At 57.2% G+C, this 17,001-nt stretch carries 22 protein-coding genes and 1 tRNA gene; 8 read left to right on the top strand and 15 right to left on the bottom strand.

Annotation, left to right across the window (positions count from 1 at the left end; genetic code table 11):
- Nucleotides 1-26 precede the first annotated feature (26 nt).
- The 6 genes from iolE to iolG all read right to left on the bottom strand — a co-directional run bounded on the left by iolE (nt 27) and on the right by iolG (nt 6,893).
- Complete coding sequence (iolE, locus tag ACXAGD_RS01715; RefSeq protein ID WP_475208116.1) at nt 27-926, bottom strand: myo-inosose-2 dehydratase; 900 nt, start codon at nt 924-926, stop codon at nt 27-29.
- The gene (iolD, locus tag ACXAGD_RS01710) at nt 923-2,755 is read right to left on the bottom strand and encodes a 3D-(3,5/4)-trihydroxycyclohexane-1,2-dione acylhydrolase (decyclizing) (protein WP_475208115.1); all 1,833 of its coding nucleotides are present in this window, start codon (nt 2,753-2,755) and stop codon (nt 923-925) included. Before iolD ends, iolE begins: the two co-directional genes overlap by 4 nt.
- A gap of 88 nt (nt 2,756-2,843) precedes the next feature.
- Nucleotides 2,844-3,662: an ATP-binding cassette domain-containing protein gene (locus ACXAGD_RS01705; protein ID WP_475208114.1), complete on the bottom strand. Its 819-nt coding sequence runs from the start codon at nt 3,660-3,662 to the stop codon at nt 2,844-2,846.
- A 1-nt stretch (nt 3,663) separates the two neighbouring features.
- Nucleotides 3,664-4,770 (bottom strand): ABC transporter permease, encoded by a 1,107-nt coding sequence (locus tag ACXAGD_RS01700; RefSeq protein ID WP_475208113.1) that lies wholly within the window; start codon nt 4,768-4,770, stop codon nt 3,664-3,666.
- A 66-nt stretch (nt 4,771-4,836) separates the two neighbouring features.
- A complete protein-coding gene (locus tag ACXAGD_RS01695) occupies nt 4,837-5,757 on the bottom strand; it encodes a sugar ABC transporter substrate-binding protein (RefSeq protein WP_475208112.1) in 921 nt (306 codons plus the stop codon).
- A 122-nt stretch (nt 5,758-5,879) separates the two neighbouring features.
- Nucleotides 5,880-6,893: an inositol 2-dehydrogenase gene (gene iolG, locus ACXAGD_RS01690; RefSeq protein WP_475208111.1), complete on the bottom strand. Its 1,014-nt coding sequence runs from the start codon at nt 6,891-6,893 to the stop codon at nt 5,880-5,882.
- A 221-nt stretch (nt 6,894-7,114) separates the two neighbouring features.
- On the opposite strand from iolG, the gene ACXAGD_RS01685 reads away from it, so the two are divergent.
- Entirely contained in the window at nt 7,115-7,510 is a 396-nt protein-coding gene (locus ACXAGD_RS01685; RefSeq protein ID WP_475208110.1) for a hypothetical protein, read from the top strand.
- Nucleotides 7,511-7,662: 152 nt separating this feature from the next.
- Here the strand turns inward: ACXAGD_RS01685 and ACXAGD_RS01680 are convergent, their stop codons facing one another.
- The 5 genes from ACXAGD_RS01680 to ACXAGD_RS01660 all read right to left on the bottom strand — a co-directional run bounded on the left by ACXAGD_RS01680 (nt 7,663) and on the right by ACXAGD_RS01660 (nt 9,614).
- A complete protein-coding gene (locus ACXAGD_RS01680) occupies nt 7,663-8,028 on the bottom strand; it encodes a hypothetical protein (RefSeq protein ID WP_475208109.1) in 366 nt (121 codons plus the stop codon).
- Entirely contained in the window at nt 7,991-8,632 is a 642-nt protein-coding gene (locus ACXAGD_RS01675; RefSeq protein ID WP_475208107.1) for an acyltransferase family protein, read from the bottom strand. The genes ACXAGD_RS01680 and ACXAGD_RS01675 overlap by 38 nt, the downstream gene beginning before the upstream one ends.
- A gap of 94 nt (nt 8,633-8,726) precedes the next feature.
- Nucleotides 8,727-8,803, bottom strand: a tRNA-Arg gene (locus ACXAGD_RS01670).
- Between the two features lie 21 nt (nt 8,804-8,824).
- On the bottom strand, nt 8,825-9,301 hold the full coding sequence (locus tag ACXAGD_RS01665) for a GNAT family N-acetyltransferase (protein WP_475208106.1): 477 nt from the start codon (nt 9,299-9,301) through the stop codon (nt 8,825-8,827).
- 1 nt (nt 9,302) lies between these two features.
- Entirely contained in the window at nt 9,303-9,614 is a 312-nt protein-coding gene (locus ACXAGD_RS01660; RefSeq protein ID WP_170327085.1) for an ETC complex I subunit, read from the bottom strand.
- Between the two features lie 153 nt (nt 9,615-9,767).
- Between ACXAGD_RS01660 and uvrB the strand changes: the two genes are divergently transcribed.
- From uvrB to ACXAGD_RS01630, 6 genes are all read left to right on the top strand, one after another.
- Nucleotides 9,768-11,954, top strand: coding sequence for an excinuclease ABC subunit UvrB (gene uvrB, locus ACXAGD_RS01655; protein WP_475208104.1), 2,187 nt, complete (start codon nt 9,768-9,770; stop codon nt 11,952-11,954).
- 78 nt (nt 11,955-12,032) lie between these two features.
- A complete protein-coding gene (locus ACXAGD_RS01650; protein ID WP_475208103.1) occupies nt 12,033-12,824 on the top strand; it encodes a hypothetical protein in 792 nt (263 codons plus the stop codon).
- 162 nt (nt 12,825-12,986) lie between these two features.
- Entirely contained in the window at nt 12,987-13,142 is a 156-nt protein-coding gene (locus ACXAGD_RS01645) for a hypothetical protein (protein ID WP_475208101.1), read from the top strand.
- 59 nt (nt 13,143-13,201) lie between these two features.
- A complete protein-coding gene (locus ACXAGD_RS01640; RefSeq protein WP_475208100.1) occupies nt 13,202-13,630 on the top strand; it encodes a hypothetical protein in 429 nt (142 codons plus the stop codon).
- Nucleotides 13,608-13,871 (top strand): hypothetical protein, encoded by a 264-nt coding sequence (locus ACXAGD_RS01635; RefSeq protein WP_475212656.1) that lies wholly within the window; start codon nt 13,608-13,610, stop codon nt 13,869-13,871. The genes ACXAGD_RS01640 and ACXAGD_RS01635 overlap by 23 nt, the downstream gene beginning before the upstream one ends.
- 179 nt (nt 13,872-14,050) lie before the next feature.
- The gene (locus tag ACXAGD_RS01630; protein ID WP_475208099.1) at nt 14,051-14,758 is read left to right on the top strand and encodes an ORF6N domain-containing protein; all 708 of its coding nucleotides are present in this window, start codon (nt 14,051-14,053) and stop codon (nt 14,756-14,758) included.
- On the opposite strand, the gene ACXAGD_RS01625 is transcribed toward ACXAGD_RS01630, so the two are convergent.
- From ACXAGD_RS01625 to ACXAGD_RS01615, 3 genes are all read right to left on the bottom strand, one after another.
- Nucleotides 14,755-15,108, bottom strand: a complete 354-nt coding sequence (locus tag ACXAGD_RS01625) for an MmcQ/YjbR family DNA-binding protein (RefSeq protein ID WP_475212461.1) — start codon at nt 15,106-15,108, stop codon at nt 14,755-14,757. The two genes, ACXAGD_RS01630 and ACXAGD_RS01625, sit on opposite strands and share 4 nt — an antisense overlap.
- A gap of 39 nt (nt 15,109-15,147) precedes the next feature.
- Entirely contained in the window at nt 15,148-15,441 is a 294-nt protein-coding gene (locus tag ACXAGD_RS01620) for an antibiotic biosynthesis monooxygenase family protein (protein WP_475208098.1), read from the bottom strand.
- Nucleotides 15,442-15,550: 109 nt separating this feature from the next.
- The gene (locus ACXAGD_RS01615; RefSeq protein ID WP_475208097.1) at nt 15,551-15,973 is read right to left on the bottom strand and encodes an excalibur calcium-binding domain-containing protein; all 423 of its coding nucleotides are present in this window, start codon (nt 15,971-15,973) and stop codon (nt 15,551-15,553) included.
- A 125-nt stretch (nt 15,974-16,098) separates the two neighbouring features.
- On the opposite strand from ACXAGD_RS01615, the gene ACXAGD_RS01610 reads away from it, so the two are divergent.
- Nucleotides 16,099-16,602, top strand: a complete 504-nt coding sequence (locus ACXAGD_RS01610; protein WP_475208095.1) for a HugZ family pyridoxamine 5'-phosphate oxidase — start codon at nt 16,099-16,101, stop codon at nt 16,600-16,602.
- On the opposite strand, the gene ACXAGD_RS01605 is transcribed toward ACXAGD_RS01610, so the two are convergent.
- Nucleotides 16,587-16,994: a universal stress protein gene (locus ACXAGD_RS01605; protein ID WP_475208094.1), complete on the bottom strand. Its 408-nt coding sequence runs from the start codon at nt 16,992-16,994 to the stop codon at nt 16,587-16,589. The two genes, ACXAGD_RS01610 and ACXAGD_RS01605, sit on opposite strands and share 16 nt — an antisense overlap.
- Between the last annotated feature and the right edge of the window lie 7 nt (nt 16,995-17,001).

Below are 17,001 nucleotides of genomic sequence, written 5' to 3'. Positions count from 1 at the left end.
TTGGTGTTGCGCCTTCGGGCGATAGGCTAAGCCGCAATCTCCAATCCTGCTTGTCCGCAGACATCGACGATGTGATCGTAGCCCATCTTGGAATACTCATAGGGCGGCGCCTTGGCCGGGTCCTGTTCAGCCTCGACCACAATCCAGCCCTCGTAATCCATCGCCTTGAGGGCCTTGGCGACCGACTGAAAATCGATGCAGCCATCGCTGGGCACGGTAAAGGCCCCGGCAATCACCGCATCCAGAAAGCTGCGATTGTTTTCGCGCGTATCCTGCACGATGGGCGGGCGGATATCCTTGAAATGCACGTGATGCACCCGGTCGCCCCAGCGGTTCAGGGTCGCCATCACATCGCCACCACCGAACAACAGGTGGCCGGTGTCGAAACACAACTGCACCTCGGGTCCAGACCCCTCCATCAGCCAGTTCACATCATCTTCGCTTTCGATGATCGTGCCCATGTGGTGGTGATAGGCCATCGGCATACCCTGATCGGCCATCCATTTCGCAAGCTCGGTCAGCTTGCCAGCATAGGCCAGAACCTCATCCTTGGACAGCTTTGCGCGATCATTGACCGGCGTCCCGATCTGACCCTGCACGGTGTTGGAGCACTCGGCATAGACGATGCAGGGGCTGTTCAACGCCACAAACTGCTCGACCTGCTCGCGGACAGCCTCACGCTCGGTCGCAAAGTCATTCACCAGCGTATTGCCCGAGCACCAACCGCCACAGAGCGCGATATTGTTGCCTTCCAGATAGGCGCGCAGCCCTTCGGTATCGCTGGGCATCCGCTGGCCGCGCTCGACGCCTGTATAGCCAATCTCGCGCGCCTCTTTCAGCGCCTGCTCCATGGTGTAGGCGGCCGTCAGATCCGGCAGGTCGTCATTTTGCCATGCGATCGGAGAGATCCCGATTTTCACGCTCATTTGGTGTTTCTTTCCTTGAGTGCGACTTCATAGGCCGCGCGTTTTTCGTTCACTTCGGGGCGGATGCTGACCTCGGGCACGGCGACCTCCCACCACGTGCCGCCGTATTCGGTGGACGGGTAAGGGTCAGTGTCGATTACCACCACGTACGGGCCTTTGATGTCGCCGCGCTTGGCCAACGCATCCTCAAGCTCGGCAATCGAGCTGACCTTGACCGAGGTTGCCCCCATCGCCGCCGCATGGGCGGCAAAGTCGATATTCGACGCGGTTTCGTGAACGGTGTGATCCAGCAGGTTGTTGAACTCAGCCCCGCCGGTGCCCATTTGCAGCCGGTTGATGCAGCCAAAGCCTCGGTTGTCTGTGATCACGACGGTGAAGGAAATTCCCATCATCGCCGCTGAGGCCATTTCCGAGTTCGCCATCATATAGGTGCCGTCGCCGGTAAAGCAGATCACGTCACGCTCCGGCTGGGCCATTTTGATGCCCATGGCACCCGCGATCTCATACCCCATACAGCTAAAGCCGTATTCCATGTGGTAGGCCCCGGGGCGCGGCGCCTTCCACAGCTTGTGCAGTTCACCCGGCATGGTGCCCGCGGCGCACATCACAATCGTATCGACATGCGAGGCGCGCTGTACCGCGCCTACCACCTGCATATCGGTGGGCAGCGCGTTGCCGTCGCCGGGCGCGTCTGTCAGCGTGTCGACCTTTCCGAACCAATCAGCCTTCAGCGTGTTGGCCACCGGATCGGCGCGGTATCCTTGGAGGGCGATGCCCAACTCCTCAAGCCCGACGCGGGCGTCGGACTGCAAGGGCATAGCGCTGTGTTTCTCGGCGTCATAAGCGGCGGTATTCAGGCTGATCATCTCACGCTCGGGGTTTGAGAAGAGCCCCCACGAACCGGTGGTGAAATCCTGAAAGCGCGTACCGACACCCAGCACCAGATCGGCCTCGGCGCAAACATCGTTGGCCGGTTCGCCGCCGGTCACGCCAATGGGGCCGAGGTTCAGTGGATGATCCCAGGCCAACGCGGATTTGCCAGCCTGTGTTTCAGTGATCGGAATGTTGTGCGTTTCCACAAAACTCTGAAGCGCGTCGGTTGCACCCGAATAGTGCACCCCACCCCCCGCGACGATGACCGGGCGTTTGGCCGCCTTGATTGCAGCCACTGCGCGGGCCAGCTCGCCCTCATCTGGACGGATGCGGCGTTGATACCAGACGCGCGGCTCAAAGAAGCTCTCGGGATAGTCATAGGCCTCGGCCTGCACGTCCTGACAGAAGGCCAGCGTCACCGGTCCGCAATCGGCCGGGTCGGTCATAGTACGGAAGGCGCGTGGCAAGGCAGTCAGCAGGTGTTCGGGCCGGGAAATGCGGTCGAAATAACGGCTGACGGGCTTGAAACAGTCATTGGCACTAATCGTACCGTCACCGAAACTTTCGATCTGCTGCAACACCGGGTCGGGACCGCGGGTTGCGAACACGTCACCCGGCAGGAACAGGACCGGCAGGCGGTTCACATGTGCCAGCGCTGCTGCCGTTACCATGTTCGTGGCGCCCGGCCCGATCGAGGACGTGACCGCCATGGTCCGCGTGCGGCGCATCTGCTTGGCATAGGCAATCGCGCTATGCGCCATGGTCTGTTCATTATGACCGCGATAGGTCGGCAGGCTGTCTTTGACAGCGTGCAACGCCTCACCCAGCCCGGCCACGTTGCCATGGCCGAAAATGGCCCAGACCCCTGCGATGAACGGCTCTCCGGCCTCGTTCATCTGCGCGCCCAGATAGCGCACCAAAGCTTGCGCTGCGGTCAGTCGGACTGTCTTGCCCATTGTGATCCCTTTCAACACAAGGCCGAATTGGCCAATCCTGTCATTTTGTAAGGTTGGGCCACCCGGACCCGAAAAGAGGGGAACGGTGTTAAACCGTTCCGCCCAGAGAGCCTTCCAGCTCGGCCATTTCCTGACCGCCAGCCATCAGGTCCTGCAATTGCTCGGGCGTGATCTCACCCCGCTTCGCTGTACCCAACGTCTTGCCGCGGTTCAGCACGGTAAACCGGTCACCCACCGCCAGTGCGTGGCGCACGTTGTGGCTGATGAAAACAACGCCAACGCCCTGACTACGCACTCGGTCGATCGTGGCCAGCACGTTCGACGTCTGGCGCACACCCAGAGCCGAAGTCGGTTCGTCGAGGATCAGGATTTTGGCACCAAAATACACTGCGCGCGCAATCGCAACGGTCTGTCGCTCACCACCGGAAAGCGTACCGACGGCCTGATCCGGCCCACGCAGATTGATGCCCATCTTGCGCATCTCTTCCATGCAGACCTCATTGGCCTGTTCCACATCGAACCGCTTGAGCAACCCTTTTCCTTTGGTTGGCTCGCGCCCCATGAAGAAGTTCCGCGTCACACTCATCAACGGGATCATGGCAAGGTCCTGGAACACGGTCGCAATGCCCGCCTCCATCGCATCGCGCGGAGTGTCGAAATGCAGTGGTTTGCCTTCGAAATAGATTTCGCCCTTGGTGGGTTTGTGCACCCCGGACATAGTCTTGATGAAGGTCGATTTGCCCGCACCGTTATCGCCCAGCAGACAGTGGCACTCGCCCGGTTTGACGTCAAAGCTGACACCGGCCAGAGCGATGATGTTCCCAAAGTGCTTTTCGATGTTCTTCATTTCCACGATGGGGGCCGCGTCGGTCGCATCGCCGTGGTGGAATTTGGTATCCTCGGTCATATCAGCGCTCCCCGGTTACGCGTTTACGGATCGCGTTGTTGAACAGAACCGCGATCAGCAGCATGGCGCCCAGAAAGACCTGGAACCAATCCTGATCGAAGTCGGTATAGGTCAGACCGATGACAACCATGCCAAAGATGATCGAGCCAAAGAACGCCCCGATAGCCGAGCCATAACCGCCAGTCAGCAAACAGCCCCCGATCACGGCGGCGATGATGGCTTCGAATTCCTTCTGGAAGCCACGGCGCGCGTCAGTTGAACCCGCATCCATCACCGTGATGATCGCCACCAGCGCGGCGCAACACGCCGTCAGCATGAACAGCGAAACCTTGACGCGGTTCACCGGAACACCCGAGTTGGACGCAGCAGTCTTGTCGCCGCCCGAAGCGAAAATCCAGTTCCCTGCCGGGGTGCGCAGCAGCACATAGGTCGCGGCCAGCGCCATCGCGATGAACCACAGAATTTCAACCGGAATACCCGGCACCTTGGGCGCACCGCTTTTAAATGTATCGATCACGCCCTTTTCGGCCAGCCAGGCAAACAGGCTGCCAAAGGCCTCGCCTGAGAAGAACGGTGCCAGCCAGTCATTTTCAGTCGCGTCACGCACGCCGCGCAACTGGGTCGATCCGCCGGTCGCCATTTTCAACCCGACCAGAGACAAACCCCGCAGGATAAACAGAAACGCCAGTGTCACGATAAAAGACGGCAGGCCCGAGCGGATCACGATGTTACCGTTGATCGCGCCGACCATGGCCGCAAAAACAAACGTCATCGGGATGGCGGCGATCAGCGGCAATTGCCACGTGACCACACAGACGCCGAAGAACAGGCCGGAAAAGGCGACCATCGAACCGATCGACAGGTCAAACTCTCCGCCAATCATCAGCAGCGCCGCACCGATGGCCAGAATACCCAGCTGGGCCGCAGGCGTCATGAAGTTCATGACCCCGGCAAGGGTGAACATCGAGCTGTCCGCAGTGATCGCAAAGAAGATGAACACCAAAACGACACCGGCCATGGCACCAAGCTCGGGGCGTTTCATTAACTTGGTCAGAAACGGTTCGCTCTTGACCCTTTCGTCGGCTGCGACGGGCGCTGACTGGCTCATGTTTTCCTCCCTATTCGGTTGAAACGGCGCGCCGGGCGCCGCTTCTATTGTCAGAGTCCGTTAGGCTTAGCGGATGCCTTGCGACGAAAGATCGATCACTTGACCGGCCTTTTCAGCGGTCACCAGGTTCGGACCCGAAGGAACATCGCCACCCGGCATCAGACCGTATTTGGCGTGCAGACCCATGAAGTTCACCGCAAGGTAGCCCTGCAGATACTGCTGCTGGTCGATGGCAAAGGCCGCATCTCCGTCAACGACCGACTGAAGGAAGTTCGCTGACAGGTCAAACGAGGCAACATTCACGTCCCGGCCCGAGGCTTTGACGGCCGCAACAGCAGGCTCACCGGCCGAGCTGGCACCCAGGGCCATAACGGTGTCGACGCTTTCATCCGAGGCCAGCGCAGCGGCCACCTTCGATTCAATCTCGGACGGGTCGTTCGAGGTCGGCAGAACAGTGACGTTACCACCAAAGCCCTCTGCAAAGCCTTCGCAGCGCAGGTCCAGAGACACGTTGCCTACTTCGTGGTTGACGCAGATCGCGTTGCTGCCGCCCATCGACGCCAGTGCCTCGCCGGCAGCCTTGCCTGCGTCGTATTCATCCTGACCGACATGCAGCAGGGCGCCCAGATCCTTGGCAACTTCGGCGCCCGAGTTGATCGAGATCACCGGGATACCGGCCGCAACCGCACGTTCGATTGACGGGCCAAGCGCGTCTGCATCAGGGATCGAGACGATCAGGCCGTCGGGTTCCTGGTTCACAGCAGCGTCGATCAACTGCGACATGGCCACCATGTCAAAGGTTTCCGGCGCGCGGTACTCCACGTTGACGCCGACATCCTTGCCCGCCTGCTCAACGCCGTTCTTGACGACGTTCCAGAACGCGTCATTCGCCTGACCGTGCGATACAACCACGATTTCCTGCGCAAATGCAGGCGTGGCCAGGGCCATCGCACCGGCAGCCAATGCGCCTTTTACGAACTTGTTCATTTGGTTTCCTCCCATAAAAACAGTCTGTCTTATGTCGGGGCATCAGCCCCAATCATTCGGATCCACCGAATCTCCTCCGCTCCGGAAATTGGCGGAGCTTTCCCCAGTTTCCGGATATCGCGTCATTTTGCAACCGGTTTCAAAACGTCAGCCAATACGACCGACTGCCCGGTCTGCGCCGAACGGGTTGCGGCTTCGGCCATCGCCAGCGCGGCAACGCCATCCTCCAGCGTCACTGGCATGGCCGAATCGTTCAGCACAGCCTGAACAAACGCATCCCACTCAGCTCGATAGGCGGGCATGTAACGCTCCAAGAAAAAATAGGTCGGCTTGGCGCTGGTGACGCCATCGGCCGTCGACTTGACTACAGCGTTTTCCAGAATGTTGTGGGCTTGCAGCAACCCGCCCGAACCCAGCATCTCGATTCGCTGATCATAACCGTAGACCGCCCGGCGTGAGTTCTTGATCACCACGATCTTTCCATCCGCATAAGTCATTGTAACAACTGCAGTATCTACATCTCCGGCACGTCCGATCTCAGGATCGACGATTGAGGAACCAACGGCAGAAATCCGTTCCGGCAACTGACCCATCAGATAGTTCGCCATATCGAAATCGTGGATCATCATGTCCCGGAATAGACCACCGGAAACCTTGACATAGCTGATTGGCGGCGGAGCTGGATCGAAAGAAGTGATCGACAACATCTCGATCTTGCCTATCCCATCCTGATCGGCAGCCGATTTAAGGGTCGCGAAGCTGGGGTCAAACCGGCGGTTGAACCCGACCATCACAGGCCGTCCCGTTTCGGCCGCAGCCGCCTGACACGCCAGCGCCCGCTCAAGGCTAAGGTCAACGGGTTTTTCGCAAAGAACCGCCTTACCGGCCTGTGTGGCGGCTTCGATCAGGTCTGAATGCGTGTCCGTCGGCGTTGCGATCAGAACAGCGTCAATAGACGGGTCGGCGATGATATCGTCAGAGCTGCGCGCCGCAGCTCCCTGTTCCGCAGCAAGGCTTTCAGCCGCATCAGAAATCGCGTCGGAAACTGCGCAAAGCTGGCTTTGAGGATGCGCGGCAATGGCCTGCGCGTGTACCCGGCCAATGCGCCCGGCGCCAAGCAGTCCGATTCTCAGCATGCGGTTCTCCCGATTCTAAATTGGGGACACCATGAGTTTCTTTGCAACCGGTTGCAAGAATTTTTCTTGCTAAATTTATCCGTTGAGTAACTTCGCGCCTTAAAACTGCTCCCGACCGGGAAACGGAACTAAGTTCCCTTCATGATCGGCTGGCCCAAATGCGCGGGAAATCCTGATTGAGGCTCAAAACTTAAGTGTGTAACGGAGCCTCAATACAATCATTGGAAGAAACAATGCTATCAATCAAAAATCTGATGTTCGCCGGCGCGTCTCTTGGACTGGTGTCTGCTTGCGCGCCAAGCGCTCCGCAATTCGCATACCCCACGCCGACCAAATCTCATCTAATTCGGTATGAATGCACCACAGTGGACGAAGCCAACGCGACTTCAGCTGCCAAGCAGGCGCATCAGGTTTACCTTGATCGGTTCTACAAAAGGCAATCCCAGCTCAACGCTGACGGTCAGAAACTGAAGGCCGCGGGTGACGCAGCAACGCAGGAGCAGATCCTTACGCACAACGAAAAAGTTCGGCAATTCAACTACGATGTTGTGAGTGAGACCGGAAACACAGGTTGTCACTACATCGGGGCGATTAAAGTGGCTGAAAAGACGCCCTGATCGCAGGTTGTTTTGAAATCCAAGAAGAGGCGCATTCGACAAGAATGCGTTCTCTTTCGGACTCAGCCGCCCAAAACCCGGTTGCTCAGGTTGTGCGGCTTACCGCCAATTGGCAATGACTTGACCTGAAGCCGCAGCGACAAGGGCAACTGCTATAAAATCCAACGGGCAAGCCTGGGAACCTGAGTAATCAGCATAGTGAGAGCGGTACTGCACATGATCACTAAAAAGGTCGCAGGTGTAGCTGGCAACACGTTCCCGAAACCGATCCAGACCAAGAAAATCGGATGGGTAAAATAGATGCCATTGGCGAGTTGGGCCAACCTTTTCCCCTCTGCCCCATCGTTATAATACTCAACCTGCTTGGCTGCTAGGAAGAGCAAAGGAGCAACAAACAGCAATGAAAAATAGTTGTCGACAGACCCACGCGAAATGGCTGTAGGCTCTGAAACGCCAGTGTGGAAATACACAATTAAGGATTCAAGCAACAAAGCTGTAAGCGCGCATGCAAGCATCATGCGTACCCCAGTTACTTTCAGACCCTTGTACTTCCCATTTTCGAAACAGGTAGCCGAAAACCAAGAAGGGGAAGGAAAACATGAGGAAGTTTCGATGCGATCCGTTCCAGTCAAGAACTTTGCCAATCAGACCGTCAAAAACATGGAAAGTTGCAAGGTATTGCAACACGACGCCGGCGGTGAATAACACTACGGCAGCCGCCAAAAGCTTTCTTTCACCCAGCCCACGCATGACATAAAGCAGCGGCCCGGCGACGATCAAACCCGCAATGTACCAAAGATGAAACCACCCAAATAGGGTCAACTGGATCATCTTGGCAACACTGCTAACGCCCTGCCCCCACACTGGGGAAAACACGACCATCCAGAAAACGTATAAAGTGAGGATGCGGCGCAACCACCTGAAAACATCAGCCTTTCGCTGGGCTACATCGAAAAAGAAATAACCATTGATTACAAGAAAGGTTGGTACAGCTACTCTGAAGACCCCATTTACAAAAACCCAGCCTAGCAACTCGGAGTAATCTGTTAGGAACGTCGCGTGAAGCCCTACAACGAAACAGGCAAGGCAAAGCTTCAGAAGATCGACACTTACACTTCTCAACGTTCGCTAATCCACACAAACCAATTTATTCAACTCAAGGACTTAAACCCAGCCACAGGAAGAACTGTCGTAAATCCTATGATCGGTGCAAAAATGGCGATCCCGGAAGGACTCGAACCCTCAACCTGCTGATTAGAAGTCAGCTGCTCTATCCAGTTGAGCTACGGGACCGCTGCGCCCTTCTTGCTGCTTTTATGGGCGGGGTTCAAGGCCCAAGCGCATGAAGGCGCTGTTTGGATCGGCCGCGTATCCGTGGATCGGCCCGCAATAGGAATATCCCAGCGCCTCATAGAGTTTTCGGGCCGCATCATATTCCGATAGATGCGCCGCGCCGGTTTCCAAGACCAATGCTGAAATCCCTTCGGCTTGGGCCAGATCGGCAAGATGGATCATCATCCTGCGCGCTAGGCCGCGCCCACGCACCTGCTCCAGAATATGCACCGATTTGACCTCGGCTGTGCCATCCGGCAACGCTTTGAGCGCCCCGCATCCGACAGGCTGGCCTGCCTCAAACATCGCCCAGAACCGAATCCCCGGCCCGGCCAGCGCCTCAGCATTCATGGTGTGATTGCTTTCCGCGGGGCCAGCCGTTTCACCATGGGCGAAATGCGCCTCAACCACCGGGCGCAGCGCGTCCGAGGTTGGATCGGCCTCTCGGATGTCGATCAATTCAGTGGGTCCAGGGTGCGCGCCGGTCGGTGGCGAAATTCTCGCCATAGCCACGGGCACGCAAGTTGGGTTTGCGCTTGTGCGGCTCGCTGACCTGCGCGTCGATTCCGTTGTCCTTGGCGTAATCCAACGCTTCTTCTTTGGTGTCGAACTTCAAGCGCACCTGGGTCTGCGTGTCGTTGGACGAGGTCCAGCCCATCAGCGGATCCACCTCGCGCGATGAGGCAGGGGCGTATTCCAGAACCCACTTGCGGGTTTTGGCCATCCCCGAGGTCATCGCGTTTCGCGAAGGCTGGTAAATCCGTGCGCGCATGTCGCCTCTCCGTACTCACTTGGCTGGGGATGTTTATGCGTCAGACGCGCGGCGTGGACAAGTCCGCAATTGTCGCAACTTAGAGCATTGGAATTGCCCCCTTGAACAAGAACAAAAACAGATCAAAATCAGGCACGAAAGGAATCTCCCCCTATGGCCTATGCTCATTCCGACAAGACCCAACTGAATGCTGAAGATGTCCGCGCCCGCCTGAAACTGGAGGGCGGAAAAGAATTCGTGATGCATACCGAATTCAACCCCGCAGGCGACCAGCCCACGGCAATCAAAGAATTGGCCGGAGGCGTTTTGGACGGTGAGCGCGATCAGGTTCTGCTGGGTGCGACCGGGACGGGTAAGACCTTCACCATGGCCAAGGTGATCGAAGAAACCCAACGCCCCGCGATCATCCTTGCGCCCAATAAAACGCTAGCGGCGCAGCTATACGGAGAGTTCAAGGGTTTTTTTCCAGAAAACTCAGTCGAGTATTTCGTGTCCTACTACGACTACTACCAGCCCGAGGCCTATGTGCCGCGCTCGGACACCTACATAGAAAAAGAGTCCCAGATCAACGAACAGATCGACCGGATGCGCCACTCGGCGACCCGGGCGCTTTTGGAGCGTGATGATGTGATCATCGTGGCCTCGGTCTCGTGCATCTACGGTATCGGCTCGGTCGAGACCTACGGGGCGATGACGCAGGACCTGAAGGTCGGGAAAGATTACGACCAGCGGCAGGTGATGGCTGATCTGGTGGCCCAGCAATACCGCCGTAACGATCAGGCGTTTCAGCGCGGCTCGTTCCGGGTGCGCGGTGATTCACTGGAAATCTGGCCCGCCCACCTTGAGGACCGCGCGTGGAAGTTCTCGTTTTTCGGTGAGGAACTGGAAACCATCACTGAATTCGACCCCCTGACCGGTGAACGCGCCGCCACGATGGAACAGGTGCGCGTTTACGCGAACTCGCACTACGTGACACCGAAACCCACGATGCAGCAGGCGATCATCGGGATCAAAAAGGAACTTCGCATCCGGCTGGACCAACTGGTGGGCGAAGGCAAACTGCTGGAAGCGCAACGTCTGGAACAGCGCACCAACTTCGATCTGGAAATGCTCGAGGCCACCGGCGTCTGCAACGGGATCGAGAACTACTCGCGCTATCTGACCGGTCGCGCGCCGGGTGAGCCGCCCCCAACCCTTTTCGAATTCATCCCCGACAATGCCATAGTCTTTGCCGACGAATCCCATGTCAGCGTGCCGCAAATCGGCGGAATGTACCGGGGCGACTATCGGCGTAAATTCACACTGGCCGAACACGGGTTCCGCCTGCCGTCCTGCATGGACAACCGACCACTTAAGTTCGAGGAATGGGACGCAATGCGCCCGCAATCCGTTTTTGTCTCGGCTACGCCTGCCAAATGGGAGATCGAGCAGACCGGCGGCGTCTTCACCGAGCAGGTCATCCGCCCCACCGGCCTGCTGGACCCCGAGGTCGAAATCCGCCCCGTTTCGATGCAGGTCGACGATCTGTTGGACGAGGTCCGCAAGGTCGCCGCCAACGGCTTCCGCACGCTGGTCACGACGTTGACCAAACGAATGGCCGAGGACCTGACCGAATACATGCACGAACAGGGCATCAAGGTCCGCTACATGCACTCGGATATCGACACGCTGGAGCGGATCGAAATTCTGCGCGACCTTCGTCTGGGTGCATTTGACGTGCTGATCGGCATCAACCTGCTGCGCGAAGGGCTCGACATTCCCGAATGCGGGCTGGTCGCCATTCTGGACGCCGACAAAGAAGGCTTCCTGCGGTCCGAGACCTCTTTGATCCAGACCATCGGTCGCGCCGCGCGGAACGCCGATGGCCGCGTGATCATGTACGCCGACAAGATCACCGGTTCGATGGAGCGCGCTCTGAACGAAACCAACCGCCGCCGCGCCAAGCAGCTCGCCTATAACGAAGAACACGGCATCACGCCCGAGACCGTGAAGAAGAATGTCGAGGACGTTCTGGCCGGTCTCTACGAAGGCGACGTCGACATGAACCGCGTCACCGCCACCATCGACAAGCCGATGCACGGCGCCAACCTCGAAGCCCATCTGGACGGGTTGCGCGAGCAGATGCGCAAAGCCGCCGAGAATCTGGAATTCGAAGAGGCCGCCAACATCCGGGATGAGATCAAACGTCTGGAAGCGGTTGATCTGGCCATCGCCGACGACCCCATGGCGCGTCAATGGGCGGTCGAGAAAGCCTCGGAAGACGCGGTGAAATCTCGCGGACGGTCAACGGCTGGGAGGCCGGGGCAGCGGGGTGGGAATGTGAAGCGGAGAAAACGCTGATCCTCTGCAGAGGTGCTGTTGACGCTGCACCTTACGGGTATATTCTGCGCGTATTTCTAGTACGTTGGAGAATAAAATTTGGATTTTTTGAAGGACTTATCGGAGGCTTGGTCTCAGCGCCTGCGAAGTCCCTTTATCGGATCAATTGCGCTCAGCTTTTTTGCCATCAACTGGCAACCAATTTGGTATCTTCTGTTTGCCGATCGACCTGTTCGACAAAAGTTTCTCTATTTTGACGCCAACACATCCATTGCTTCGCTCGCGATACTTCCCATAGCAATTGGGGTTGTGCTTGCGTTGGCGTCGCCTTGGCTACGGGCTTTGGGAGCGTGGTGGGCTCAGGGCCCAAACAGCAGAATTAAGAAGCTTCAACACAATGCTGTGCATCGACTAAAGTTGCTGGAAATCTCCAACGAACTAGCACGCGTTGAAGCAGAAGCAGATCTTCAAGCGAGTCGGGAGAGAGCAATAATAGATGCAGCCAAACGTCTTGAAGAAGCCTCTGAGGTTGGTGGACAGCGACTCACTGAGGAGATTGAGAGCGAAAGACGCTCCAACGAGACTAGGCTTCCCAACAAAATACAAAAAGTAGATATTTCTGAATCCGCGTTGGACTTCTTAAGGACTGTTGTTCGCCACTCTTCTGGTGTTTTTTATCTAAGCGATTACCAAGATAAGTATACGCTTTCTCAGGGTGATAAGCGCTTCATTGTACCCAATAGAAGGAAATTTTTAGAGTATAAGGCCGCAATTGCGGAGCTGAGAGAAAAGGGTTTGTTGGAGAAAGACAAAGATGCGATATCCGAAAGGGGCTATGAATATCTCAGCAAGATCGCAGCAGAAATAAATGACCATGAAGTACAAGCGTAAGGTGCGTGCTACCTATGTTGCTTTACTGAGACAGAATAGCTATTCGAACCACTCATCCGAATGCTTGGCTTTCCACATTGTCAGCCCCATCACTCTACCCTTGCACCCCACCCCTCCCTCCTCCACGTTTGAAATCACAAATTGTGATTCCAAACGGATGCCATGACGAACCCGAACACTCTGCCCAGCACGCATGAGGTCCAAAGTGCCATTCACCGGGTGCGCGGCACCCGTGTGGTGCTGGCCGAGGATATAGCGTGCATCTCAGGAGAATCCGTCAACGCTTTCGTTCACGCTGTGTCGTGTAACACCAGCTAGTTTTGTTGAGGGGGATAACGACGCTTGCCCGAGCCGGATTGGCAGCTAAGTAAACGAAGATGCGTTGCGTTCTGTTATCTCTGATCCTGGCCACTCCAGCCACTGCCTGGGAGGCAACGGTCGGTTCCGTCTGCACCCTTTCACATGACACGGAAACCGCCGAAATCTTCCTGACCTACGACCCGGCTCAGCCTCTTTATACGCTGACCATCACTCGCAAGACCGAAGCTTGGACACAGACCCCATGGTTCGCCATGCGGTTTGACGGCCCGAACCCCGTCGAAATCGCAACGCCGCGCCATGTGTTGTCCGCCAACGCCGCGTCGCTTACGGTTAAAGATACTGGCTTCGGTAATGTTCTGAATGGGTTGGAGTACAATCAGACAGCTTATGCTTATACGCAGGACAGTCTGACTGAATTTTCCCTGGACGGCGCCGCACCTCATGTTCGCATTTTTCGCGAGTGTGCTGGAGCGCAACTATCCTGAGCCGAGCCGCGCGGAACCGGCAGATTTCGACCACATCAAATTTCCGAAAAACCAAACGAATTCAGCTGGGGACCTGGCACTGGCGGGCGATTGCTTGCTGTGGGCTGACTGTCGCTGGCGTTGGCTGGCTGTCGTTGGCTTTTGCTTGCTGTTGCTGGCGCGAGGCTGGCTTTTGCTTGCTGTGGCTTACGATGGCTTGCTGCAGCTTGATGCCTGTGAATTCGTTGTGAACTGGATATAAGAGTGGCCAATCCAATGTCAAGAAAAAATCCAATAAAAACATATAGTTGACAGATTTACTCGGACATTTCGTCTGACTAAATTACTCGGATTTCTACCCGGACCCCGCAGTTCAACCTTGCAGCCCAGCGCGGCCTGCTCCACGTTTGAAATCACAGTCTGTGATTCCAAACGGTTACGATGACAAACACCCAGAACCTGCCCAGCACGCATGAAGTCCAAAGCGCCATTCACCGGGTGCGCGGCGCGCGTGTTGTGCTGGCCGAGGATCTGGCGCAATTCTATGGAAAATCCGTCAGCGCCTTCAATCAGGCCGTCTCGCGCAACAAGGACCTGTTCGAGGGCTACCGCTTTCAGCTGTCCGATGCCGAGGTCGCCGATTTGCAATCACAGAATGTGATCTCAAAACCCAAGGGCCGAGGCGGGCGGCGGGTCAATCCGTGGGTCTATACGGATTACGGCGTAGCCATCGCCTCGGCCCTGTTCAAGGACCCGCGCGCAATCAAGATCACCCGGATGATCACCGAGGCCTTTGTGGACGGCGCAAATGCTCTGGCCGAGACCCCGCGCAGCGTGCCGGAAATCCTACCGCCCGAGGATGCCCCTGCTCCGTTGCTTCCCAATGGTGAGCAACTGCGTCATCTGGCCGAAAACATCCTCGACTCCGGTCAGCAAAGCCTTGTCGATTACATCGCAAACCCTACCACCAAACGGCAGCAGGCGGTGGCAGTGATCATGAAAACGCTGGCCGAAACCGCAGGCGAAGAGGTGCGCACCCAGCATGAGCGCCTGCGCCTGAACATCGCCCAGCGTCTGGCCACCGGGGACTACGCCGATGACGATGACCGCAAACGTCTGCTGGAGTTGCTGCAGGCGATGAAGGGTTAAACCCCCAGCTCGGCCCGCAATTTCTTGGTCAGCTTGGCCACGACCAGATCATAGGATGTCACGATATGTTCGCGCAGGGATGCGTCGGACATGCCGCGTTCCTCATAGACCTGCAGCCATTTCATCCCCCGCGAGGCCAGATAGGGCGCTGGGCGGATGCCGGGTTCATCGCTGAGGACTTCAAACGCCAGATCGGTGGCCTTGAAGGTAAACGCGTCTTTGCCATCATTCCAACCGCAGATCGCAAAGACCTTTCCGCCTACTTTCCACACATCTGCACTACCCCATTGAATCACATGGCTGGTGGCTTTGAGGCCGGCACAAAAGGCGTTGAAGTCATCGCGGGTCATCGCCCGAATCTCGGCGATCAACCGGAAATATGCAAGCGTTTAAAGGGCTTTATCCCAGTGGACGACCACGTCAAACCCGGCAGGGGACGGCGGGCCTTCAAGGAATTCTGCGAAATTTCCCCACAACTCTGCCACTTTGGGCGCGTTCGCGTTCGATGCCTCCTCGCTTTCGACAACCGCAACGACGTAGCCAGTACCGTCCTCGTTCATGGCATTGGTAAAACTGTGCATCCCGTTCATGCCCATAATCTGATCCTTAAGCTCATTCATTTTCGCCTCGGCGGCATCCCGCATGCCGGGCTTCATTTTGAACTGAGTAATACGTGCAAACATTTCTTTCCTCCCTTTCAGGGCGAAATCCCCCAAAGACGGCCCAAAGCGGCACGTCCAGCACAGTATAACACGGCATCGGTGAAAAACGCAGAACCCGCGTAAGGGCCAATCAGGGCCGCACGAACTTGGCGGTTCCGACAGTTCGTGATGGCCGCGTGCCGGTCTGTTGCGGGACCGCACCGGGAACGGGGTTAGGCGCGACAGTGTCACAGGCAACACCATCGCCATCAGGATCATTGCGCAGGTGATATCCCGGCCCGCCAGCTAGAAAGGGCCCCGGCACAACATTTTCAACCGCCTCACACCCTGCCAGAGCAATCAAATGGATCAGGGCTTCTTCGCGTTCATAACCGGATGTGCGCAGGAAGACGGCCACGACTATGCTCAGGACCGTCAAAGGCAGCATGAGAACCATGAGCAGAATCCGAACCGGAGACAACGCGCGTTTGCGTAAGGCGTCCGCGCGCTTCTGACGCCTCGATATCTTGGGGTTAACCGGTTCCGTTTCGGACTTGGGCTTGTTGACTGGCATATCCGTCTCCTAACCCGGATTTGTGGCGAAACCGAGGCTCGAACACAACCGGCAACAAGGCCTCGCACCGGGCGGGTGAAGCGGCTATGTTTGCGCCGTTGCTGATACTTTGAGACACTTATGCCATGACTGAAGCCAGCCCCTTTCGACCAGTTGATGACACGGCACGCACTTTGGCCCGCGACCTGATTGCGAGTGCCACCTATGGTGCCCTTGCCACTTTGCAGCCGGACAAAGCAGTGCCTTCAGTTTCGCGTATCGCGCTGGCAACGGATGAGGTTGGCGGGCTGATCACCCTGATCTCGACCTTGGCGGATCACACGCGAGCGTTGCACGCCAATCCAGCCTGCGCCTTGCTAATCGGAGAGCCGGGAGAGACCGGTGATCCCTTGACCCATCCACGTTTGACCCTGCACGCAGAGGCCAGTTTCGTCGCGCAAGACAGCGCGGATCACAGCCACCTGCGCGCGCGGTATCTGGCTCGGCGCCCCAAGGCGAAGCTTTATGTCGACTTCACCGATTTCGGCTTTGTGCGGTTCAAGACCTCAGAGGCCATGCTAAATGGCGGATTTGGCAAGGCCTGGCGCCTTGCCCCGGTCGATCTTGAGCCCGATCAACGCACCACGTGAACCGCGCAGGCAGCGTGGCGAACCACATGGTTCGCGGTTGAGCCCAACAGAAGATCCTGCATACCCGGCCGATGCGAAGCCATGATGATCAGGTCCGGCTTATTTGCCTCCGCCCAATCCAGAATTGTGCGCCCTGAATGTCCTTCGATCACCACCCCCTTGGCATTGGACAATTTTTCCGCCAACTCGTCCAGCTCGGTTTGAATCGCCTTGCGGGCTTCGGTCAGGTATTCGGGCGGCATGTAAGAGATTGCATAGTTCGGGATATGCTCGACTACATGCAGCAAAGTCACCTGAGCGTCCGGCGTCGACAGAATCTCAGCCAGTTTCAGTGGGCCGGAAATATCCCGTTCGGCATCGAAAGATATGGGAACAAGAATGTTATGATACATGACGCGC

The sequence above is a fragment of the Ruegeria sp. ABF4_144 genome, from assembly GCF_056160045.1.
The sequence above is the reverse complement of the archived record's forward strand: the minus strand, read 5'-3'. Positions and strand labels throughout refer to the sequence as shown.